This window comes from Pseudomonas sp. TE6288 (assembly GCF_054062095.1).
The window spans coordinates 1-21,856 of record NZ_JBSSEW010000001.1 but is presented as its reverse complement, the minus strand read 5'-3'; the positions used below and the strand labels follow the sequence as shown (position 1 = coordinate 21,856).

Annotated in this window: 16 protein-coding genes; 9 read left to right on the top strand and 7 right to left on the bottom strand. The window is 66.1% G+C overall.

Annotated elements, in window-relative coordinates:
* Positions 1-44: 44 nt before the first annotated feature.
* Complete coding sequence (locus ACVWY1_RS00080; RefSeq protein ID WP_457377584.1) at positions 45-611, top strand: GNAT family N-acetyltransferase; 567 nt, start codon at positions 45-47, stop codon at positions 609-611.
* On the opposite strand, the gene ACVWY1_RS00075 is transcribed toward ACVWY1_RS00080, so the two are convergent.
* From ACVWY1_RS00075 to ACVWY1_RS00060, 4 genes are all read right to left on the bottom strand, one after another.
* Positions 608-1,219, bottom strand: a complete 612-nt coding sequence (locus tag ACVWY1_RS00075) for a dTMP kinase (RefSeq protein ID WP_457377583.1) — start codon at positions 1,217-1,219, stop codon at positions 608-610. The genes ACVWY1_RS00080 and ACVWY1_RS00075 overlap by 4 nt on opposite strands.
* 52 nt (positions 1,220-1,271) lie before the next feature.
* A complete protein-coding gene (locus tag ACVWY1_RS00070) occupies positions 1,272-1,694 on the bottom strand; it encodes a PA0061/PA0062 family lipoprotein (protein WP_277504080.1) in 423 nt (140 codons plus the stop codon).
* A 175-nt stretch (positions 1,695-1,869) separates the two neighbouring features.
* Positions 1,870-2,769, bottom strand: a complete 900-nt coding sequence (locus ACVWY1_RS00065; RefSeq protein ID WP_277504079.1) for a proline iminopeptidase-family hydrolase — start codon at positions 2,767-2,769, stop codon at positions 1,870-1,872.
* A gap of 99 nt (positions 2,770-2,868) precedes the next feature.
* Entirely contained in the window at positions 2,869-3,630 is a 762-nt protein-coding gene (locus ACVWY1_RS00060; RefSeq protein ID WP_102681950.1) for a LuxR family transcriptional regulator, read from the bottom strand.
* A 171-nt stretch (positions 3,631-3,801) separates the two neighbouring features.
* Here ACVWY1_RS00060 and ACVWY1_RS00055 point away from each other — a divergent pair, with 171 nt between their 5' ends.
* The 6 genes from ACVWY1_RS00055 to ACVWY1_RS00030 are packed head-to-tail and all read left to right on the top strand — an operon-like array spanning position 3,802 to position 10,024.
* On the top strand, positions 3,802-4,692 hold the full coding sequence (locus ACVWY1_RS00055) for a proline iminopeptidase-family hydrolase (RefSeq protein ID WP_277504078.1): 891 nt from the start codon (positions 3,802-3,804) through the stop codon (positions 4,690-4,692).
* A gap of 3 nt (positions 4,693-4,695) precedes the next feature.
* Positions 4,696-5,643, top strand: coding sequence for an ABC transporter permease (locus tag ACVWY1_RS00050; RefSeq protein WP_457377582.1), 948 nt, complete (start codon positions 4,696-4,698; stop codon positions 5,641-5,643).
* Positions 5,640-6,494, top strand: coding sequence for an ABC transporter permease (locus ACVWY1_RS00045; RefSeq protein ID WP_102681948.1), 855 nt, complete (start codon positions 5,640-5,642; stop codon positions 6,492-6,494). Before ACVWY1_RS00050 ends, ACVWY1_RS00045 begins: the two co-directional genes overlap by 4 nt.
* The gene (locus ACVWY1_RS00040) at positions 6,491-7,477 is read left to right on the top strand and encodes an ABC transporter ATP-binding protein (protein WP_457377581.1); all 987 of its coding nucleotides are present in this window, start codon (positions 6,491-6,493) and stop codon (positions 7,475-7,477) included. The genes ACVWY1_RS00045 and ACVWY1_RS00040 overlap by 4 nt, the downstream gene beginning before the upstream one ends.
* Complete coding sequence (locus tag ACVWY1_RS00035; RefSeq protein WP_457377580.1) at positions 7,474-8,448, top strand: ABC transporter ATP-binding protein; 975 nt, start codon at positions 7,474-7,476, stop codon at positions 8,446-8,448. Before ACVWY1_RS00040 ends, ACVWY1_RS00035 begins: the two co-directional genes overlap by 4 nt.
* A gap of 34 nt (positions 8,449-8,482) precedes the next feature.
* Entirely contained in the window at positions 8,483-10,024 is a 1,542-nt protein-coding gene (locus ACVWY1_RS00030) for an ABC transporter substrate-binding protein (protein ID WP_277504071.1), read from the top strand.
* 173 nt (positions 10,025-10,197) lie between these two features.
* Here the strand turns inward: ACVWY1_RS00030 and ACVWY1_RS00025 are convergent, their stop codons facing one another.
* The 3 genes from ACVWY1_RS00025 to mnxG form a co-directional block, all read right to left on the bottom strand.
* Positions 10,198-12,345 (bottom strand): hypothetical protein, encoded by a 2,148-nt coding sequence (locus ACVWY1_RS00025; protein ID WP_277504070.1) that lies wholly within the window; start codon positions 12,343-12,345, stop codon positions 10,198-10,200.
* The gene (locus tag ACVWY1_RS00020; protein WP_277504069.1) at positions 12,332-13,528 is read right to left on the bottom strand and encodes a DUF3142 domain-containing protein; all 1,197 of its coding nucleotides are present in this window, start codon (positions 13,526-13,528) and stop codon (positions 12,332-12,334) included. Before ACVWY1_RS00020 ends, ACVWY1_RS00025 begins: the two co-directional genes overlap by 14 nt.
* Positions 13,529-13,666: 138 nt before the next feature.
* The gene (gene mnxG / locus ACVWY1_RS00015; RefSeq protein WP_457377579.1) at positions 13,667-19,513 is read right to left on the bottom strand and encodes a manganese-oxidizing multicopper oxidase MnxG; all 5,847 of its coding nucleotides are present in this window, start codon (positions 19,511-19,513) and stop codon (positions 13,667-13,669) included.
* A gap of 748 nt (positions 19,514-20,261) precedes the next feature.
* On the opposite strand from mnxG, the gene ACVWY1_RS00010 reads away from it, so the two are divergent.
* On the top strand, positions 20,262-21,323 hold the full coding sequence (locus tag ACVWY1_RS00010; RefSeq protein WP_258597927.1) for a 3-deoxy-7-phosphoheptulonate synthase: 1,062 nt from the start codon (positions 20,262-20,264) through the stop codon (positions 21,321-21,323).
* A gap of 79 nt (positions 21,324-21,402) precedes the next feature.
* Positions 21,403-21,684: a peptidylprolyl isomerase gene (locus ACVWY1_RS00005; RefSeq protein WP_198754122.1), complete on the top strand. Its 282-nt coding sequence runs from the start codon at positions 21,403-21,405 to the stop codon at positions 21,682-21,684.
* Positions 21,685-21,856 lie beyond the last annotated feature (172 nt).

Sequence of the window (21,856 nt, the reverse complement as noted above, 5' to 3'; positions counted from 1 at the left end):
TCCCTACCCTGTTCCCCACCTGATCAGCCAACTGAGGACATGAGATGAGCCTGGAAACAACCCGACTGCTGCTGCGCCCTTGGCGAGACACCGACGCTGCGGATCTGTACGAATTCGCCAAGGACCAGCGAGTCGGTCCCATCGCCGGTTGGCCCCGGCACACCAGTGTGGAAAACAGTGCCGAGATCATTCGCACGGTCTTCAATCACCCTGAGGTCTATGCTGTCGAGTTGAGGGAAAATCGCCGTGCGGTAGGGTGCGTCGGTATCCTTATCGGTGGCGATAGCAACTTCGAAATCAGTGCGCAGGAAGGCGAAATCGCCTACTGGATCGGAGTACCGTACTGGGGCCAGGGCCTGATTCCCGAAGCTGTGCGGGAAGTGATGCGACACGCCTTCGAAACCCTGAAGCTCAAAGCGCTGTGGTGTGGTTACTATGCCAACAACAGTCAGTCCTTTGTCGCGCAGTCGAAGTGTGGTTTCCGCCATCACCATACTGAAGAGAACAAGTACAACCCGTTCCTTGAGGACTACCGGACAGAACACATCAGCCGCATTACCTATGAGCAGTGGCTCGAGCATACGAAAGAAGGCACTTTTCGAGCAGGTTAATCAAACAGGCTACGGATCTCTGATACCAACGCCTGCGTTGCCTCTTCAAGGGTTCCTTCGTTGCGACATAAAACCCACCCTTGATCGGCAACCACTCGCTCGAACGCTTGGGTGCACGCGACATGCTCTTCCAGTGCGTGCATCACGGTACTGCTCAGGCCGCGTGACCGCGCCGCTGCTCTCCTCCACGAGACTTCAGGGTCGGTGAGAACGCCCACATGCAGGTCCGGCACCCGCACGTTGCGTTCGATGTTCAACCGCAGGATCTCGGCAAACGGCACCAGCCGGCGAAACGCCGCATCGGACGGGTACCAGCGATCGATCAGGATGATGCTGTCCGTCGGCTGCTTGGCCAGCACGTGCCGGGAAATCCAGGCACGGCTGTCCGCCAGGCGCTCACAAACCTTCATCTCCAGGTCCCGGCAGGGGTTCCTGACGAACTGGTTGACCAGAACCATGGTTTCGCCCCGGTAGGGATCGCTTTTCTTCTCGCTGATGCGGATCACCTTCCTGTTTTCCGCCCTCAGCGCTTGCGTGACGGCTTCCAGGAGCGTGGTCTTGCCGGTGCCCTTGGGGCCATCCAGGGAAATGAACAGCGAACGACTCATGCTTCACACAACGGTTGAATTCCTTCACGAACAGTCAATGAACCGGGCTCGGTCACATCAGGCAGTAGAACTCACTGACCTCTGCGACGATTTCCCGGGCGGCATTGTACAGCCTCGCCTCGGGTGTCAGGGCCATGGAGCGGGCTTCCAGGACATAGCGCTGACCAGCCTGGAAATGGGCGTATTCGAGGGTGAGGTAGCATTGGCGGACGGTGGTGCCACCCAGCATGCTCATGCCTCCTCCACCGTTCGTTTCATAGTCGAAGCGCACGATCAGTTCGTGGCTGCCGGGGCTGACCTGGAAGAAACGGCCTTCATCCAGGCGTTGCTTGTCCAGGCGTTCGGCCAGCAGGACGCGGTCATTGGGGAATGGCAGCGACAGGTCGACCCAGGCCATCTGCGGGTTGGCGGCTGGCAGCGGGGTTTGGCAGCCTGGGATGACGGTGATCAGTAACAGCAGTAGCAGCCGGCGCATGGTGAGGTTCCTTGGGGAACTGGGTTAAGGATAGCGCTGGGGCGTTGGGTTGTTAATCACCGCGTGGGAACGTGCTGGTGCTCGTCACCTGGGAGGAGATAAAACTCAGGCCCGCCAGGTTGAACCCGGACAGGCCTGAGGAAGGGAAACTGTCGGCCGGCGGCGGCCGTTGAAGCTATAGACTCTCGTCGAGGAACTTGACCACCGTGCCCATGCACGCCACCCGTTCTTCCACATGCGGCATGTGGCTGGAGTTCTCGAACAACGCCCAGCGGATACCGGGGATCAGGTCCAGGTACGGCTTGACCACCAGCGGCGTCGCCTCGTCGTAGCGCCCGGAGATCAGCAGGCTCGGCACGTTGATCCGCGGCAGGCGGTCGACGATGGTCCAGTCCTTGGTGCTGCCGATGATGTGAAATTCGTTGGGCCCGGTCATCGCGTGGTACACGGTCGGATCGGCCTCCACTTGGGCGAAGGTGCGTGCCACCTCTTCCGGCCAGGGCTTGAGCCGGCACACGTGGCGGTCGTAGAACACCTGGGTGGCGGCGATGTAGTCGGCCGCGGTGTAGTCGCCCACAGCTTCGTGGCGCAGCAGGGTTTCCTGGACGTCCTCGGGCAGTTCCTCGCGCAGGCGGTTGGCCTCGCGCACCCAGGTGCGCATGTCGGCCGGCGAGTTGGCGATCACCAGGCAGCGCAGGCCCCTGGGCTGACGCACCGCGTGTTCGCTGGCGAGCATGCCGCCCCAGGACTGGCCCAGCAGCGCGTAGCGCTCGCTGATGCCCAGGTGCTTGAGCAGGTTGTCGAGCTCATCCAGGAACAGCTTCACCGTCCAGAACGACGGCGGCATCTGCGGCAGGTGGGTCGAACGGCCGTTGCCCAGTTGGTCGTAGTGGATGACCGGGTAGCCACCAGCGGCGACATCTTTATAGGCATCGACATAGTCGTAGGTGCAGCCCGGGCCGCCGTGCAGGATGACCAGCGGGGTGCGGCCACAAGCCAGGTCGCCGGTGACGCGGTACCAGGTCTGGTAGTCGCCAAAGGGGGCAAAACCTTCACGCGATGGGGTGAGTTCCATTTCATCCGGCTCCATGTGAATCATGGAACACACGATAACCCTATGCGCAACGCGGCATAACTAGAGAGTTCGCTAGGTTTTCGGTTTTTTTTGCCCCTTTCACGGGTCGAGCAGGCGGTAATGCACCGCCCGGGCGACCGCCTGGACGCGGTTCTTGGCCCCGAGCTTGTGCATGGCCGAGGTCAGGTGCAGGGAAATTGTCGCCAGCGAGCGGTTGAGCTTGTCGGCGATCTCCCCCGCCGTCAGGCCCTCGGCGGCCCAGCGCAGGCACTCGGCCTCGCGACGGGTCAGGCGGATGGCGCGGGTGGCGGATTCCTTGGCCAACAAGGGATAGGCGGCTTCCTGCAGGGCATGGGCGATCAGGCTGAAATCGGCAAGGTGTTCCCGGGCGTCGTCCAGGTCGCGCTGGCTGGCCTGGGGGCGCAGGCCGGTCAGGGTCGCCAGGCCGCCGCGCGGCAGGTGGATGGGTACGGTTACCCCGCAGGTCAGTTGCGCATCGTGCAAGTAGCCGACCACCGGGGCATGGCGCCTGTCGATCAAGCGCTGCAGGACGGTCTCGCCCTTGGGCAGGTACGACCAGACGAAGGGGGCGATGGAGGACACGGCCACCTGCTGCACCGGGTCGATCTGGTAGAAGCCTTCGGAGCACCACAGGTCCTGCCAGTCCTTCGGGGTCTGGCGCAGCCTGACCACGGACGGGGTGATCAGCTCGCCGGTGTGGTCCAACGGTACCGGGCTGTAGTCATACACCAGGGCGTCGAAGCCCAGTTGCGCCGCCAGGTCGGCGACGCTGTCCATCTGTTCATCCAGGCTGCTGCCTGACGCCAGACGCGAATTGAGTTCAGCCACCTTGGCCTGCATACCTGACACTCCCTGTGTTCCTTGTGGATTTCCAACTTGAAGTCCGGCACGTAGAATGCCACGGCTTGGCGCGGGACTGCCATACAAAACCTATAGGAAACACTAGCTTGTAGGCGACGAATTCTCCTGCGCTAGTTATAGCCCCAAGCCATGGCCAACAGGAGAGTAGCGATGTGGCGTGAGATGCAACCTGACCAGCGGTTCGATGTAGAGGTCGATGGCCACAACGTCGTGGTGTACAGCTTTGGCGAAGGGGACGAGGTGCTGCTGTGCCTCAATGGCGGGCCGGGGCTGCCTTGCGACTACCTGCGCGACGCCCATGCCTGGCTCAAGGACAAGGGTATCCGCGTGGTCGCCTTCGACCAGTTGGGTACCGGCGCCTCCGACCGCCCGGATGACGACAGCCTGTGGAACATCACCCGCTACGTGGCCGAGGTCGAACGCGTGCGCCAGGCCCTGGACCTGGGGCGCGTGCACATGCTGGGGCATTCCTGGGGTGGCTGGCTCGCAATCGAGTACGCCATTTATCACCCGCAGTCGCTGAAAAGTCTGATTCTCGAAAACACCGTCGGCGATATCCCGCACCTGATCACCGAGCTTGCACGCCTGCGCGGCGCGCTGGGCAGCGAGACCGTGGCGATGATGCAGCGCCACGAGGCCCTGGGCACCCTCGACCATCCCCAGTACCAGGCGGCCATCACCCTGCTCAACTACCGCCATGTCTGCCGCCTCGAGCAGTGGCCGGCGCCGATCCAGCGCTCGCTGGGCGACTGGAACATGGGCCCGTACAGCACCATGCAGGGCCCCAACGAGTTCCTTTATATCGGCAACCTCAAGGACTGGAACCGCCTCGAGCAGATGGGCGAGTTCCGCATGCCGGTGCTGATCACCACCGGCCAGCACGACGAATTGACCCCCGCCTGCGCCATGCGCATGAACCTGGCCCTGCACGGCCGCGCCGAGCTGCACGTGTTCCCTAATAGCAGCCACATGCCGTTCTACGAAGAACCCCAGGCCTATTTCCCGGTGTTGCTGGACTTCCTGCAGCGCAACCGGGGTTGATCGATGAACCTGGCACGTTACCGGTTCGTCCTTGTTCGGCCGTTGCAGTTGCTGCCGGTGCTGCTGGGCATCAGCATCATCACCTTCGTGCTGGTGCGCTCGATCCCCGGCGACCCGGCGCGGGTGCTGCTCGGCGCGCGCAGCACGCCGGACGCGATCGCGAAGATTCGCGCCCAGTTCGGCCTCGATGAGCCGATCTGGGCGCAATACCTGTACTTCCTGAAGAACCTGCTCAACGGCGACCTGGGCAAGTCATTGCTGTACAAGGTCGATGCCCTGCCCTTGATCGCCGGGCGCATCGAACCAACCTTGTTGCTGGTGCTGGGCAGCGTGCTGCTGGCGTTGCTGATCGCCGTGCCGCTGGCCACCCTCGCCGCCCGCCACAAGGGCGGCTGGGCCGACAACCTGATCCGTCTGTTCACCACCGCCGGGCTCGGCCTGCCGGCCTTCTGGCTGGGGCTGATGCTGATCCTGCTGTTCAGCGTGCACTGGGGACTGTTCCCGGTGTCCGGCTATGGCCGCACCTGGCCAGACAAACTGCACCACCTGGTGCTGCCGTGCCTGACCATCGCCCTGGCGCTCTCGGCGGTGCTGGTGCGCAACCTGCGCGCAAGTATTCTCCTTGAGCTGCAGGCCGACCACGTCACCGCCGCCCGCGCCCGCGGCCTGGGCGAAGGCGCGATTCTGCGCCGGCACATCCTGCCCAACGCCATGCTGCCCACCATCAACCTGCTGGCGGTCAACATCGGCTGGCTGATCAGCGGCACCGTGGTGATCGAGAGCCTGTTCTCGCTGCCCGGCGTCGGCCAACTGCTGGTGCGCGGCATCTTCACCCGCGACTATATGGTGGTCCAGGGCGTGGCCATGGTACTGGCCTGTGCCACGGTGGCGGTGAACTTCATCGCCGACGTGGTGACCACCGCACTCGATCCGCGGGTGAACATCCAATGAGCCAGAGCCCCGCACTGGCGCTGCGCTGGCGCCTGGCCTGGCACTTGGGCAATGGCCGCCTGACGCTGTACTGCGGCCTGGCGATCGTCCTTGGCTGGTGCCTGCTGGCCCTGTGCGCGCCGTGGATAGCACCCTTCGACCCGCTGGCACAGGATGCCGACCTGCGCCTGGCCGCGCCCAGCCTGGCCCACCCCTTCGGCACCGACAACTTTGGTCGCGACATTCTTTCGCGAGTGATCTGGGGCGCGCGCATCGACCTGCAGATGGCGCTGATCGGGGTGATCTTCCCGTTCCTGCTCGGCACCTGCATCGGCGCGGTTTCCGGCTATGTTGGCGGTTTGCTGGACAACGTCTGCATGCGCCTGGTCGATATCGTCCTGGCCTTCCCGTTCCTGGTGCTGATGCTGGCGATCATGGCCATCCTCGGCCCGGGCCTGGGCAGCTTCTACATCGCCATGGCCCTGGTCGGCTGGGTGTCCTATGCGCGGTTGATCCGCTCGCAGATCCTGGTGCTCAAGCAAGGCGATTTCGCCCTGGCCGCCAGGAGCCTGGGGTTCAGCCACCGACGTGTGCTGTTCGGCCACCTGCTGCCCAACGCCCTGTTCGGCTCGGTGGTGTTCTGCATGTCGGACGCCGTGCTGGTGCTGCTCAATGGCGCGGCCGTCAGCTACCTGGGCCTTGGCGTGCAGCCGCCCACTCCGGAGTGGGGCACCATGGTGGCCGAGGGGCAGAGTTTCATCACCAGCGCCTGGTGGATCTGCACCTTCCCGGGCCTGGCCGTGGTGACCCTGGCCATGGGCTTCAGCCTGCTGGCCGACGGCGTCGCCGAGCTTCTGGGAGACCGCACATGAGCCCTGCCCTGCTTCAGGTTCGCGAACTGAGCGTCATCGCCCGCGCCGGCCAACGCGATATCACCCTGGTCGATCGCCTGTCCTTCGACCTCGGCGAGGGCGAGATCCTCGGCCTGGTGGGCGAAAGCGGTTCGGGCAAGACCCTGGCCTGTCGCGGCCTGATGCGCCTGCTGCCGTCGCCCAACCTGCGCCTCGAAGGCCAGGCCGTGCGCCTGGCCAGCAACGACCTGCTGCGCCTGGACGAGGCCGGCATGCGCCGTATGCGCGGTCGCGAGCTGGGCATGATCTTCCAGAACCCCAGCAGCCACCTCGACCCGCTGATGCGCATCGGCGCGCAGATCGCCGAGGGCATCCGCCTGCACCAGGGCGCCTCGCGGCGCGAAGCGCGGGCCGAGGCCATCGAGGTGCTGCGCCAGGTCGGCATCCCCGACCCGAAAACCCGCGTCGACAGCTATCCCCACGAGTTCTCCGGCGGCATGCGGCAACGGGCGATGATCGCCGTGGCCCTGGGCTGCAACCCCAAGGTGCTGATCGCCGACGAGCCGACCACGGCGCTGGACGTCACCGTGCAGGCGCAGATCCTGCGCCTGCTGCTGGAGCTGCGCGACCGCCGCGGCCTGTCGATGATCCTGATCAGCCACGACCTGGGTGTGGTGGCGCAGACCTGCGACAGCATCGCCGTGATGTATGCCGGGCGTCTGTGTGAACATGGCGCCAAGCAGGCCCTGCTCAGCCAGCCGCGCCACCCCTACAGCGCCGGCCTGCTGGCCTGTCACCCCGCGGCGCGGCGGCACGCGGGGCTGATGAACACCATTGCCGGGCAACCGCCGCTGCTCGACGCCCTGCCCGCAGGGTGCCGTTTCGAACCACGCTGCCCCCAGGCCACGCCTGACTGCCGGGTACAATTGCCGGAACTGCGCGTGATCGGCCCCGGGCATCGTCTGGCCTGCCATACCCCGCTGCTGGCCGGAGGCCTGTCATGACCACGCTGTTGCAGGTCAACGACCTGCATGTGCAGTTCCCCGCCCCGGGCGGCGGCCTGTTGAACCTGCGTCCACGCAAGGTCAACGCCGTAAACGGCGCTTCACTGAGCCTCGCCGCCGGCCAGGCCCTGGGGCTGGTGGGCGAGTCGGGCTGCGGCAAGAGCACCCTGGCCCGGGCCATCCTGCAGCTGACCCCGGCCAGCAGCGGCCAGGTGCTGTTCGACGGCAGCGACATGCGCCAGGGCAACCGCCTGGATATCGAGCGCCTGCGCCGCGAGACCGCGATGATCTTCCAGGACCCGTACAGCGCGCTCAATCCACGCCAGCGCATCGGCCAGATCCTCGCCGAGGTGCTGCACGTGCAGCGCAGAGTGCCCACCGCACAGATCCCGGCCCGGGTCGCCGAACTGCTCGGCCTGGTCGGCCTGCGCGCGGAACTCGCCGAGCACAAGCCCGGCTCGCTCAGTGGCGGCCAGTGCCAGCGGGTCGGCATTGCCCGGGCGCTGGCCGTCGAGCCCAGGCTGATCGTCGCCGACGAGTGCGTTGCCGCGCTCGACGTGTCGATCCAGGGGCAGATCATCAACCTGCTGCTGGACCTGCGCCAGCGCATGGGCCTGGCCCTGCTGTTCATCACCCACGACCTGGGCGTGGTACGCCACCTGTGCGACCGGGTGGCGGTGATGTACCTGGGGCGGATCGTCGAGGAAGGCCCGGTGGCCGAGGTCTTCGACGACCCGCGCCATCCCTACACCGCCGCGCTGGTACAGTCCATCGCCGACATCGACCCGGCCCGGCGCCTGCCGCAGCACCCGCTGGCCGGCGAGCCGCCGAGCCCGCTGCAGCCGCCGTCCGGCTGCGCCTTTCACCCACGTTGCCGCCACGCGCTGCCCCAGTGCGGCGCAGACATTCCCCCCAGCCACGCAGAGGGCAACCGGCACCATGCCTGCGTCCACCCGCGACTGCCGTGTTGACCCACCCCACATGACCATCAAACGGAGCTTGAGCATGAAACCCACCGCATTGAAGTTACTCACCGCCGCCGTGCTGGCCGCCAGCACCCTGGCCGGCGGCATGGCTCAGGCCGCCGGCGTGCTGACCATCGGCTGCCGCGAGGAGAGCACCACGTTCGACCCGATCAAGAGCGCGCAGAACCGCGACAGCTGGGTCTTCGCCAACGTCTACGACGTGCTGGTGCGCGTCGACAACAGCGGTACCAAGCTCCTGCCGGGCCTGGCCGAAAGCTGGAAGGTCTCCGACGACGGCCTGACCTACACCTTCAAGGTCCGCGACGCCAAGTTCTCCGACGGCTCGCCGCTGACTGCCAGCGATGCGGCGTTCTCCCTGCTGCGCATCCGCGACAACCCCGGCTCGCTGTGGGCCGACTCCTACAAGATCATCGACAAGGCCGAAGCGCCCGATGACCGGACCCTGGTGGTGACCCTGAAGAACAAGTCGGTGCCGTTCCTCGCGCAACTGGCTACCGCCAACGTGTCGATCCTGTCGAAAAAGGCCATGGACGCCATCGGCGAAGAAGCCTATGCCCAGGAACCGGTGACCTCCGGCGCGTTCAAGGTCAAGGAATGGCTGCGCGGCGACCGTGTGATCCTGGAAAAGAACCCCTACTTCTGGGAAGCCGACAAGGTCAGCCTGGACGGCGTGGAATGGATCTCCATCCCCGATGACAACACGCGCATGCTCAAGGTCCAGGCCGGCGAGCTGGACTCGGCGATCTTCGTGCCATTCTCCCGCGTCGACGCGCTGCAGAAAGACAAGAGCCTGACCATCCACATCGACCCGTCGACCCGCGAGGACCACCTGCTCATCAACCATGAGAAAGGCCTGCTGGGCAAGGTCGAGGTCCGCGAGGCCATCGACCTGGCGATCGACAAGAAGGCGCTGGTGGAAACCGTGACCTTCGGCCATGGCGAGGCGGCCTACTCGTACATCCCCAAGGGTGCGCTGTACCACAATGCCAACAACCCGCAACGCCCGTTCGACCCGGCCAAGGCCCGTGAACTGCTGAAGAAGGCTGGTGCCGAGGGGCTCAAGGTCAACTACGTGGTCAACGCCGGCAACGAGGCCGACGAGCAGATCGCCGTGCTGGTGCAAAAGCAGCTGGCCGATGTCGGCATTACCGCCAACCTGCAGAAAGTAGACCCGACCCAGAGCTGGCAGATGCTGGTCGACGGCGACTACGACCTGTCGGTGATGTACTGGACCAACGACGTGCTCGACCCGGATCAGAAGACCACCTTCGTGCTTGGCCACGACACCAACCAGAACTACATGACCCGCTACCACAACGACAAGGTCAAGGAGCTGGTGGCCGCGGCCCGGGTGGAAACCGACCCGGTCAAGCGCAAGCAGATGTACCAGGACCTGCAGAAGCTGGCCAAGCAGGACGTGCACTGGATCGACCTGTACTACAGCCCGTACATCAACATCTCGCGCAGCAATATCCAGAACTTCCTGCAGAACCCGTTGGGCCGTTTCACGCTTGAGGAGACCGTGAAGCTGGAGGCCGGTCAGAAGACCGCGCAGAACTGAAGCCATTGAGGCGGCTCCTGGCCGCCTTCTTGACTGTGTTGTGGCAGACAGGTGCCTGGCGGTAACCTCGTAGCGCGCTTGCGACCGAGCGCCGCCCGCGCGGCGCTCGGCCTGATAGGCGCTGCAACTCTCTCGTCATACACCTCGAGAAGCCAACGCCGCCCCTTTTCGTTTCACACCTTGGCCTTGCGCCTCCGCAACCACATCCAGGCAACCCCCGCCAACACCACCAACCCCACCGGTAGCACCTGCGCCTTGTACGGCCGCAATGCCGCCCGCGCGGCATCCAGCTTCTCTGCCACGTAGCGTTTGTTGGCCTGGTCGAAGCGGGGCGCTTCGCACTGGTTGCCGAAATCCTCTGCCCACTGCACAAACGGCCCCTGCTGGACATAACGCTTGTACAGCGCGCTTTCCTGTTCGGTGCCCGGCACCCAGCCCGCCGCCGTGCACAGCACCGCGGCGAAGGCCTGGCTGCTGCGCGGCAACTGGTCCGCAGCCTGGTTGGCCAGGTCGGCGGCGACATAACGATAGTGGTAGCGTTGGTCTGGCTTGGCCTCGGTCGCCAACTGGCGCTGCACCTCGCCGGCACTGATGAACGGCCCGGGCTGCAGGGTGGCACTGCCCAGGCTGAAGCTGCCGCCCAGCCAGGCATAGTCCGGCGCCATTTCGTAGCCGAGGATCTCCATGCCGGCGCCGCGTGCCAAGGTGGCCGCGGCAAACAGCGCCTCGGCGCGGCCCGTGGGCGTCCAGCGCGAGACGGCCTCCTGGCGGTGCTGGCCGTAGGCCTTGGCGTCGGCCTGCAACTGGGCCGTTGCGAAGTAACCGGGCGCCTCATCGTAACGGCCTTCGCGCAGCAGGCGGCGGCCCAGCAACTCACGCAGCTGCGTCGCCACCGGCCGCGGTGCATAGCCGCCCTCTTCCACCTTGGGCGCTGGTGGCGCCGGCACATGGGCGTCGACATAGCCCTTGAGCTCGTCCAGGGTCAGCACGCGGTCGGCCACGTTGGCCGTATCCTGCCAGTAGATGTCCTGGCTGCGGTACAGCAAGTCGAAGGCCTGCAGGTAGTCGCCGCGCTCCAGCGCCAGTATCGCGCCCTCGCCTTCGACCCGGCAGCCGGGCTTCACGCTTTCGTAGTCCCAATCGGGCGTCTGTCTCGAGCCCCACGACTCTTCGCGGGGGAACGCGGCGGCGGCCTTGGCATAGGCAGCGGCGGCCTGGGCCTTGTCACCGTCGCGCAAGGCCAGCTTGGCGCGCAGCCACCAGGCAAGGCCGGTATCGCCAGCCTGCTGCAGATAGCTCCTGGTCGCGGCATAGTTGCCTTGCTGATAGGTCAACGCAGCCAAGCGGTCGGCGTCTTCCAGGTGGTCGCCGACACTGGCCTGCAGCAACGCGGGCAGGCGCCGGGCCTGGGTTGTCGGCTGGCCGTCGTAGTCCCAACCGACATGGCTGAGCAGATAGGCGGTGAGCAGCTTGCGTGGCATCGGTTGTGCCAACTGCGTCTTCAGCTGTTCATCCGGCAGGCTCACCAGTTCGTTGGCAAGCTGCCTGAGCGAGCTGTAGCCGCTGCCCGAGCCCAGACGGCTCTGGCTGGCATACAAGCGGATGGCGCTGTTCCAGTCGCCAGCGAGCTTGGCCAGGCGGGCCTCCTCGCCAAGGCTGGCAACCCCCAGTTCCAATGGGTCGCTGAAGCCTTCGGCGCTGAGCGCGCGGGCCTGGTGGAAAGCCTCGCGCGCCTGGGCTTGCAGGGCCTGCGGGGTCTGTTGCGGATCATCACTGGCCTCGAAGCTCCGGGCCATCAAGGCCCGCCCCAGCGAGTAGGCCGCCCAGGTGCTGCGCAGCTTGCGTTGTTCAGCTGGCAGGGCCAGCACCTTGGCGAAATAATCCGCCGCCAGGGCGTGGTCGCCTGTGTCGAAAGCCACTGCGCCGGCAATGTACAGACGCAGTTCATCCGGCAGTTCGGCGCCCTGCTCCAGCACTTGTTGCGGATCTGGCAGGGCACGCAGTTGCGCGACCTTCTCGCGCAGCGATTGCGGTAGCTCGCTTGCCTCGATACGGCTGCGCTGCTCACGGTAAGGTCGGTCGTTGTCGTCACTGTCCCAGTAAGGCGTCAGGGTCGCATCGGTGGCGGGCTTGAGGCCTGCGATCTGCTCGCCGAGGCGATTCACCTCGAAGCCGAAATTGCCCTCCGGCAACTCGGCCAGGGTGTGCGCTCGGTCGCCGAGCAACTGCATCGGGAAGTCCGGGCCACAGGCCAGCGCCGGAACGGTCGGCACGCTCAGGGACAGGTACAGCAGGTGCCGGGGCCAGTTACGGGTAGACATTCCATGCTCCTTGATCGATTCCATGGCAGCGCGCCCAGCCGAGGATGCGCCGGCCGCCAGCGGCGAGACGCGCGCTGGACTGGCGGTTGAAAGTGAGGTGTCGCGGGGATTGCTGCAAGCGGTAGCCGTTGAGCCCGTCGGCGACGTCACAGGAGGCGACGTCCAGCTCTACCCGCGCAGGCATCGGCAGGTCGAGATTGCCGACGTTGACCAGCGTGATGTCGCGCAGCCCCGCCTGCCCGGACAGCTCGACCCGCCATTGGCTGGCGAGCGCATCGCCCCGCGCCACCGCGCTCAAGGTGGTCAGGCTCCAGGCGCGGCGGTCGCCGGGCAACGGCAGGCGGAACCAGATCAGCCCGGCCAGGTGCGCAGGTGGCTGGTTGCGCAATTGTCTGCCCAGGTCCGCCAATTGCTGTGGATCGGCCAGCAGTTCGCGGCGTTCGCCACCACGATTCAACGGTGTTTCGCTTTCCACAACGGGCGCGCCACCGGCATCAGACAGCAACGCGACGCCATAGGCGGGCAAGGCCAGGTAGAACGGTTTTTCGCTGACGCGACTCCAGCGTTCGGCCCATTGCCTGGCCTGTGCCGGATCGAACAGGCCGCGACGCGGGTCGCTCACTGCGTGCACCTGCAACACACTGCTATCCACCGCCTGCAACAGCGCCGGCAGCTGCGGGCTGTCGAGCCAGGCGGGCAATGCGGTAATGCTCAGCTTCAGGCCCGGAGGCAGTTGTTCGCGCAGCTGCAGGAGAAATTCGCCATAGTCTGCAAGGCGAGCGCTGCCACTGTCATGGTCGATCTCCAACCCATCCAGGGGCACACCCACGGCCTGCCAGTCCGCCAGCAGGCGCGCCACCTGTGGGCCTGCCTCCTGCAGGTCGAGCGCCGGCAGCTGGCCGTCCAGGCGTACCACCGCGATCACCGGCCGCCCATCGGCCTTGAGCCGTGGCAGGTCGACCAGCGCCCTGCTCCACCCGGCCTTGGGCTGCGCCTGCAAGGCCAGCACGCGCAAGGTCGAAAAGTCGGCGCGGCTGTCCGCCAGGGCCTGCTCGTGGGCGGGTTGCCATTGGCGTTGCCAGATATAGAGCTGCTGGTCGAGGGGCGGTGCGGGCTCAGGCCGACAGCCGGCGAGCGCAGCGAGCACGACACAGAAAAACAGCAGGGACAGGTTGGCGGGCATGCAATCCTTTGTCTGGCGCGTTGGGCTGCCGTTGGCGAGGGGGCGATATTACCTCAATCCGGCACGCTATCACGCTCCAATCCTGTCGGCAGACACCTGGCGGCCTCTCCACTTCGCGGTCAGGCCGCCAGGCCCCTTTCACTGCGCAGGCGCCACCGTCGGCGGTGGTTCGTTGGTCACCCGCAGGATCCCCCACAGCCCCGAGGCATTGCCATACGCCGCATAGTCGCGGAACAGGTAATCCCCCGGCACGGCGTTGGCGCCCCCGGCACTGGGCAGCATGAAGCTGAAGTGCGCCGCCGGCAGCACGCTTTCCTGCGCGCCCACGTACATCGCCATCGGGTTGTAGCCGTAGCGCACCGAGCCGATCCCCGGCAGGCCCATCGGGTAGCCGCTCACGTCGCTCTTCTCGGCCTGGTAGTTGTGCAGTGGCCACAGGTGCCCGTCGAGCTGGTAGGTGATGCCACGGCTACCACCGCTGGGCATCAATACGTGGCTGCGCGCCGGCTGACCGGGCTTGGCCCAGAGCACCGGGGTCTGCGGATCGCCGCCGATCAGGGCATTGCTGTAGGCCATGTGGGCATTGGGCACATCGGCGAAGCCGAAGCCATCGGCATGGCCGAACGGCGCGTCCGGCGCCAGGCCGAAGCGCAGCCACAGCGGCTCGGTCTTGTAGTTCATCGCCATGTTGCCGTTGTCCTTCGGATCGCCCGGCACGCCGTTACCCTCGGTGGCGATGCCCTCCACCGGCCGGCCATCGGCCCAGCGCATGTTCAGCGAGCGCTGCCACACGGTGACGAAGTCGCGGTAGTCGGGCTGGCCGCTGACCTTCACCGTGGCCTGGGCGCGGCTGGCGGTGTCCTCGGTCCAGGTCGCGCTTTGCGGCAGCACGCTCATGGCGCCCACCAGGCCTTTCTGCGGCTGCTTGATGACATCCGCCGGGGTCAGGTTGAGGCCGCCGAACTCGATGGCCGTGGTGTTGATGTTGTCCACGGTGCGGCCCAGTTGCAGCACCGGTTTGCCTTCACGCTCCAGGTGCCCGGCGTAGTACTGGTACACCCGGCTCGGGTAGGCGCCGCTGCTGCCAGTGCGCGGTGGCACGGTCTGCACCGGGTTGAGGCCGACGTTGACGCCATCCGACTTGGTGATGTCGTAGGCCAGCAGTTGCGCATGCAGGCCGACGTGGCTGGACGGCCGCATCAGGTTGTTGTTGAACGCCGTCGAGCCCTCGCCGCCGGCGCGGTCGCGCTTGACCACGTTCTGCATCACCGCACTGCTGGGCAGGTCCGGCATCATCAACGGCAGGCGGTTCTCCAGGGTGATGCTGATGCAGTCGCCGGCGTTGGCGCGCAGCACCAGTGGCTCAACCGGCACGCCGGCCTTGAGCTTGCCGGTGCTCGCGTCGAGGTCGGCCTTGCGCACGTAGAGCACTGCGGTCGGGTCATGCAAAGGCGAACTGTGCCCACCCACAGTGAAGGTCGCGCCGTCTTCCTCGTCGGTGACGGTGGCCATGGGAATATCGACCTTGCGGCTGTTGAACACCAGGGTGCCACCATTGGCCTTGAGCGCGCCACCGACGTGCTGGCCGATACCAGCCGGGTCATTGATGCTGACCCCGTGGCGGTTCTCGAGAATGTCGTTGGCCAGGGCCGCGACGATCTCGTAGCTGCGCTTGACCGTCGGCCGGGTACCGATGCCGTTGGCGTTGGCCGTGGTCTTCGGACAGATGCCGTCGAAATTGACGGTATTGCGCATGGCCACCGGCTGCGGATTGTTCGGCAGGACGAACAGGTCGGCGCGCTGCGCGGTGTAGTTGCGCATGATGCCCCAGATGCCGTTCCAGTAGCCTTCCAGCGCCGCGTCAAGCGAGTACAGGTAATCGCCGTTGGTGGCGGCGGAGCTGGAAATCATCGACACCGGTGCCATGAACCCGAGCTGCTCGGAGATGCCCACCATCTGCGACGACTTCCACCCCGAGTTGGAGCTGTTGCCGAAGCCCGAGCCGTTCTGCAACCACTTCACGCCGTGCAGGGTAACGTTGTGTTCCTCTTCGTGGCCGCCGGCGTGCATGCGCAGGCGCACGTTGTCACCGGAATAGGTGCGCAGCAGCGGTGTGAACGGGTCACCCGGCTCGCTGCCCTTGTTGACGTGCGGCGGGAACAGCGTGGTGCCGCCAGTGGGGCCGGTGGCCTGGGTGATCGCCGAAGGCGCCAGGTTCATCGCCGGGATGGCACGGTCGGTGCGGCTCTGCATGGCGTAGGCCAGGTCGCCGCCGAGGCCGTCGGCCTGCATGCCGCGCTTGCCGTCCGGGCCGACCTTGTTCGGGTCGAACACGCGCAGGGCCAGCGGTTCGTTGCGGTAGTTGACGACGAACATGCCAGGGTCATCCACCGAGATCGCCTGCGGGCACGGCCGGGTCGGGCAGCCCGGGCTCAGCCCGCCACGGGATTCGACCACCGACTCGAGCAGCGTCGAGGCCTTTTGCCGCACGGGCGGGTTGATGGCATAGCGGAAGCTGTCTCCGGTGGCCGGATAGGCCTGGCCGTCCGGCACACCATTAGGGCCGGCGCCGACATACACGCCGGCTTCATAGGCGTGCTGGAAGTCGCTGTACTCGAGGAAGAACTCACGATAGCTGTCGTTCTTGCCATCACCGTCGTGGTCGCCGGTCTGGATCACCGCCTGCCACGAGGTCGGGCCGCCATCCTGGCGGGTCGCCGGGTTGTACAGCTGTTCGCCGGTCTCGGCGTGGTACCAGGTAGAGCCTGCGGGTTCGGCCAGCACGGTGGCGTATAGCCCGAGCTGCTGGTGGGTCGATGGGCCGAGGTGGTCATGGGTAAAGATGGTGCCCAGGCCACGGTCGACGTTGTGCACGTTCACCAGGGGGTCGGCGAACCAGCGCTGCATCGCGCTGCGCGCGCCGAGCCAGTCGGCCCGGCCGAAGCGTCCAAAGTACGGATGCTGCTTGGCTTTCGGGCAGGCGGCGGTGCCGTCGCGGGTATCGCCTTCGGTGCAGCTGTTGAAGCTGCGAATGGCGTGCACGCGCTCTACCACGCTGCCGGGCGAGAGGATGCCGTCCTCGTAGTTCCAGCCGTTGGCCGAGCCGTCGGCGGCGGTCAGGTCCCACTTGGGCAGGTGGATATGCTGGCCGATCACGTCGGTCGGGGTGCGTACCTGGTAGTCATCCATCTCGTAGAACGACGGGATCAGGTTGGTGTGCACGTACTGGGTGCAGTCGAATGTGTTCATGCGCATCACCAAAGGCTCTGGTGGGCGCTGCTTGGTGATCACCGGCCAGGCGTCTTCCCACAGGGCGAGGATGCGCGCCTGCGGGAAGTGGTAGCCGACCTTGTTGTACACCGCGTCGAACTGGATGTTGGCCGCCTTGTACATACGCGGCCGGTCGGCGGTGAAGGTGGACGAACCGCGGAAACTCATGCCGGTGAGGTTTTCGCCGCTGAAGAACTCGCCGACGCCCGAAGATTGGGTCAGGCGCTTGCCACGGTCGTCCATGCACGGCTCATAGTACGGCGCGCCCGCCGTCGGCAAGGCGCCGTTGGTGCGGAAAGCCTTGGCCACTGGCGCGCTGCCGGGGATCAGGGCGAAGCTTGGGTGCTCGGCCTTGGCGTGGAACTGCATGGCCGCCTGTTCGACCTCGGTGCCCTCTTCGGGCAGGTAGATCGGCTTGGCCTTGTGCACCACCTTGGAGAAGTCCAGCTTGGTGGTGGTGGTCACGGCGTCGCCACCGGCAGACACGCCGTCGAGGGTGTGCCGGCCAAGTCCGCCGTCCCAACCGTCGACCTGGTTGGGGTCGAGGTTGGCCCACAGCGCCTTGCCGCTGTCCTTGAGCTGCCGCGCCAGGGCCGGGTCGAGCATGTCCAGCGGCGGAGTCGGCGGGCGCTGGCCGACACTGCTTTCCATGCCGCCGACCCAGAACGGATAGCCGGGGTTTTTCAGGCTGCCGTCGGCGTTGCGATTGGTCTCGCTGCGGTCGACCAACGCGAGGGAGCCAACCGCACGCGGCGTGGCGGGGTCGTCGGGGTGATCGTCGCCCTCCTCTTCTTCGTCATCGTCATGTTCGGCGACCAGGGTCTCGGCCAGCTTGGGCACCACCGTGACCTTGCCCGGCATCGGCGCCATGGCCTTGCCCGGCAACGGCACGATGGCCGGGATCGGCGTGCCGGCGATGATCTCGCCATCGGGCAGCGCCCGGGCACCCGGGGCGGGCTTGCCATTGCGCAGGGCGAACGGCGTGGTGTGGAAGCCGTTCTCGCCCTCGCCGCTGACCGCCAGGCGCGTGCCCGGCTCGAACACATCATGTACCCGCCACATGGCCCACATGCCCTGGGCGAAGTGCGGATAGAAATGGCAATGGTAGATGGCATCGCCCGCTACCCGGTTGCGGTTGCCGGAGCCGCCGTTGGCGATTTCGTAGGTGTAGCCCACGCCCGGGCCGATGCCTTGGGCGTCGATATAGTCGGAGTTGTCATCGTTGGGGTTGAACAGCCACTGGTGCCCGTGCAGGTGGAAGATGTGCTGCTCGTGGCCATTGTGGGTGTTGCGGAACTTGGTGAAGTCACCGATGTAGCTGTGGTGCACGTTGGCAGGTTCCGCCGGGTACAGGGCCATGGTCGCCTTGACCCCGGTGGCGCTGGCCGGCGGCGTTTCGCCCGGGCGGATGTTCTCCAGCCCGACGTTGGCCGGAATATCCACCAGGGTGCCGATATCGCCGACAGTGTGGGCACTGAGGAAGAATTCCTCGTAGGCGCACGACAGGCAGTCATGCATCGGCCCAACGCCCAGGCGGTTGGCCACCACCTCGGCGCCCATGCCGCCGGAGCCGTAGTTGATCATGAACGAGTCGCGGGTCGGCTCCAGCACGTGGCCCATGACCGGGTCAGCCCAGTAGCCGGGGAACGCCTGGGTGGCAGCGACCTCGTCGGCGAACTGCGAGGCGAAGTCGCGGAAGGCGTCCAGGCGGTTGGGCAGCGCCGGGTTGCGTTTGCCGACACTTTCCAGCGGGTAGGTGCTGGCCGGGAAGCTGCCGTCGGGGTTGGGGCCCATGACGATGGCGTCGGTCTCGCTGCTCTGGATCTCGTTGCCGTCGACCATGGCAATGATCGGCTTGCCGGCCTTGCCCTCGGCGATCCACGGCTCGACATTGGGGTAGCGTGCCTGGTAGTCGATGACCGGCTGACCGGTGGCCGTGCGACCGGTGGTGGCCAGGCGCATCTCTTCCTCGGTCAGGGTGTTGCGGTAGGTGCGCCCAGCCTTGGGTACCACCACCACCTGGCCGAACAGGCCGTTGGCGACATTACCACCGCCGCCCTGCCCGCCAAAGGTCGCCCCCTGGCTGGTGACGGCGAAAGCGCCTTCGCGCTCTGCGTACAGGGTATAGCTGCGGGTACCGCCCGGGGCGACCAGGAAGTTGCCGTTGCGCCCGGTGTTGGCGGCGATGTCGCCGATGCTGTTGACCGCCTGCAGGCCGTTGACCTGGAAGCCCACATGGCGGTCGGTGACCTGCTCGTCAGCGACGAAGTGCTCGTTGCCCTCGTTCTCGCCCTCGGCGCCCTCTTCTTCCTCGCCTTCAACTTCGTTCTCGTCGTGATCGATGCCGTGCTTGTTGGGGTTGGCCTGGTAGGCCAGCAGGTTGCTCAGGTTGACCGTCAGGCAATCACCCGCCGCCACTCGCAGCACGATCGGCCGCGGGCGCTTGTCCGGGCGCAGGGTGACCTTGCCCGGCACCGCGGCGCCGCCCTTGCTCAGGGGCACGTGGTGCTCGTCCACCACGTCCTGGCGCAGGGCGAACATCATGCCGTTGGCGTTCTGCGCGCCGAGGCGGTTGAACATCAGGGGCTGATCCAGCGCCACCACGTTGGCCACCAGCGTGCGCTGGCACTGCACGGCGGCCTCGCTGGATACCTGCCAGCCCAGCAGGGCCAGCAGAAAGGTGGACAGGACCGGGCCTTTGCGAGGGGTCGACATGGGGCACCTCCGGGGACACAGGGATACTGCGTGGAGGTGAGCAAGTGGCGTGCCATATGATTAACTGATTAATTTCAATTAGTTAAGCCATAAAAAATGGGGCCACTGGGGAAAATCCCCGATGGGTATGCCCCGAATCCGGGGCGGCTACGCAGCCCTCAAGCCAAGCGCCGACCCTGTGGGACCTGGCTTGCCAGCGATGGGGCCAGTAGAGGTACACAATTACTGCAATAGCATTTAGTGATTGAACGCCAACGCGAAGGTGCAGTAAGCTCGGTCCCAATCACTGGAGAGCAACATGTCGAAACAAACCCGCAACCACGCCAACCACACCGGTCGCTCCGCGCACCGCGTGCTGGCCGTTGCCGGTCGTAACGCCGTTGCCAGCTTTTATTTTGGGTATTGGTTTAGCCACTAGGCGCCGATTACCCATCCGGCGCCCACCTTCGAGGGGCCGCCGAACATGAGAATACTCAAACCCCCGGTCGGCTTCCCGACCGGGGGTTTTGCTTTTCCGGGCCCACGAAACCTACCGATTACCTTGAGGACAGCGTCATGAACCACACCACCTACTACCGCACCTATGCATGGCGATTTAGCCAGTTCCGTTCGGGCCAGCCTGCCGCCTCCGTTCGGTCGATTTCCGGTGGCAATGCCGCACAGACACCCCATTTGACGATCAGTCGAACACCTCGATAGGGCCGACCGCGCGGGCCAGAACCCGCCGTCCGCCCAAGGAACAAACGCCATGCAAGCCTCGAACCTCGCCCTGCCCCTGACCCAGCCACACGCTGCCAACACCACTGTCAGCCAGCGCCTGCCCAGCCCGCACCTGCTCAAACAGCAGATGCCGCTGTCCAGCGAACTCACCCAGCAAGTCCATGCCCAGCGCCAGGCGATCCGCGCCATTCTCGAAGGCCGCGACGAACGCCTGCTGGTGGTGGTCGGCCCCTGTTCGATCCATGACCCGCGCTCTGCCCTCGAGTACGCTGACCGCCTGGCCGCGCTCAGCCGCGAGGTCGACGACAAGCTGCTGCTGGTGATGCGCGCCTACGTGGAAAAACCGCGCACCACCGTGGGCTGGAAAGGCCTGGCCTACGATCCGCACCTCGACGGCAGCGATGACATGCACGCCGGTATCGCCCTGTCCCGTGGCCTGATGCTGGGCATGCTCGAACGCGGCCTGCCGATCGCCACCGAGCTGCTGCAGCCGATGGCTGCCGGCTACTTCGACGACCTGCTGGGCTGGGCCGCCATCGGCGCGCGCACCACCGAGTCGCAGATTCACCGCGAGATGGTCAGTGGCCTGGCGCTGCCGGTCGGCTTCAAGAACGGTACCGACGGCGGTATCGGCATCGCCTGCGACGCCATGCGCAGCGCCGCCCACCCCCACCGTCACTTCGGCATGGACACGCAGGGGCATCCGGCGATCATCGAGACCCTGGGCAACCCCGACACCCACCTGGTGCTGCGCGGCGGGCACAAGGGCCCGAACTACGACGCCCAGAGCGTCGCCCTGGCGCGCCAGGGCCTGGCCAAGGCCGGCCTGGCGCCACGCATCATGGTCGACTGCAGCCACGCCAACAGCGGCAAGGATCCGGCGCGCCAGCCGGCAGTGTTCGAGGACGTGCTGGCCCAGCGCCTGGCCGGTGACCGCTCGCTGGTCGGGGTGATGCTCGAGGGCCACCTGTTCGACGGCTGCCAGGCCCTGGGCAAGGGCGCGCTGAAGTACGGCGTGTCGATCACCGATGGGTGCCTGGGGTGGGACTCGACCGAGGTACTGCTGCGCGATGCCGCCGCACGCCTGTGAGTCTCTGCGGCAAGCCTGGCGAGACAGGGCACGAGCAAGTGCGCTAGGCTTGCCTTTTCGAACCCAAGGAGCAGTACCCATGGCCCGAGCCACCGCCCGCCACATCCTGGTTGCCAGCGAAGACAAGTGCAACGAACTGAAGAAGCAGATCGAAGGCGGCGCCGACTTCGCCGAAGTCGCCAAGGCCAACTCCACCTGCCCGTCCAGCCGCCAGGGCGGTGACCTGGGCTCGTTCGGCCCGGGCCAGATGGTCAAGGAATTCGATACCGTGGTCTTCAGCGCGCCGCTAAACGTCGTCCAGGGCCCGGTGAAGACCCAGTTCGGCTACCACCTGCTGGAAGTGACCAGCCGCCAGGACTGATCCGGCATTGCCGTGGTCTTCCCCGTAGGAGAAGGTCTGCAGGAAGCAAGCTGCATGGGAGCGGGGGTGGCCCCCCCGGGTGTGCGCCCCCCCCGCGCGAAAGCGGGGCCCCCCCCCGCCCCCCCAAACCCCCCCCCACGCCCACATGGCGGTGTGGTGAAAAAATGCCTGT

Coding starts and splice junctions, on each gene's coding strand:
- ACVWY1_RS00005 (WP_198754122.1), top strand. CDS start 21,403: ATGGCCCGAGCCACCGCCCGCCACATCCTGGTTGCCAGCGAAGACAAG.
- ACVWY1_RS00010 (WP_258597927.1), top strand. CDS start 20,262: ATGCAAGCCTCGAACCTCGCCCTGCCCCTGACCCAGCCACACGCTGCC.
- mnxG (WP_457377579.1), bottom strand. CDS start 19,513: ATGTCGACCCCTCGCAAAGGCCCGGTCCTGTCCACCTTTCTGCTGGCC.
- ACVWY1_RS00080 (WP_457377584.1), top strand. CDS start 45: ATGAGCCTGGAAACAACCCGACTGCTGCTGCGCCCTTGGCGAGACACC.
- ACVWY1_RS00055 (WP_277504078.1), top strand. CDS start 3,802: ATGTGGCGTGAGATGCAACCTGACCAGCGGTTCGATGTAGAGGTCGAT.
- ACVWY1_RS00070 (WP_277504080.1), bottom strand. CDS start 1,694: ATGCGCCGGCTGCTACTGCTGTTACTGATCACCGTCATCCCAGGCTGC.
- ACVWY1_RS00030 (WP_277504071.1), top strand. CDS start 8,483: ATGAAACCCACCGCATTGAAGTTACTCACCGCCGCCGTGCTGGCCGCC.
- ACVWY1_RS00065 (WP_277504079.1), bottom strand. CDS start 2,769: ATGGAACTCACCCCATCGCGTGAAGGTTTTGCCCCCTTTGGCGACTAC.
- ACVWY1_RS00050 (WP_457377582.1), top strand. CDS start 4,696: ATGAACCTGGCACGTTACCGGTTCGTCCTTGTTCGGCCGTTGCAGTTG.
- ACVWY1_RS00020 (WP_277504069.1), bottom strand. CDS start 13,528: ATGCCCGCCAACCTGTCCCTGCTGTTTTTCTGTGTCGTGCTCGCTGCG.
- ACVWY1_RS00060 (WP_102681950.1), bottom strand. CDS start 3,630: ATGCAGGCCAAGGTGGCTGAACTCAATTCGCGTCTGGCGTCAGGCAGC.
- ACVWY1_RS00045 (WP_102681948.1), top strand. CDS start 5,640: ATGAGCCAGAGCCCCGCACTGGCGCTGCGCTGGCGCCTGGCCTGGCAC.
- ACVWY1_RS00075 (WP_457377583.1), bottom strand. CDS start 1,219: ATGAGTCGTTCGCTGTTCATTTCCCTGGATGGCCCCAAGGGCACCGGC.
- ACVWY1_RS00035 (WP_457377580.1), top strand. CDS start 7,474: ATGACCACGCTGTTGCAGGTCAACGACCTGCATGTGCAGTTCCCCGCC.
- ACVWY1_RS00040 (WP_457377581.1), top strand. CDS start 6,491: ATGAGCCCTGCCCTGCTTCAGGTTCGCGAACTGAGCGTCATCGCCCGC.
- ACVWY1_RS00025 (WP_277504070.1), bottom strand. CDS start 12,345: ATGTCTACCCGTAACTGGCCCCGGCACCTGCTGTACCTGTCCCTGAGC.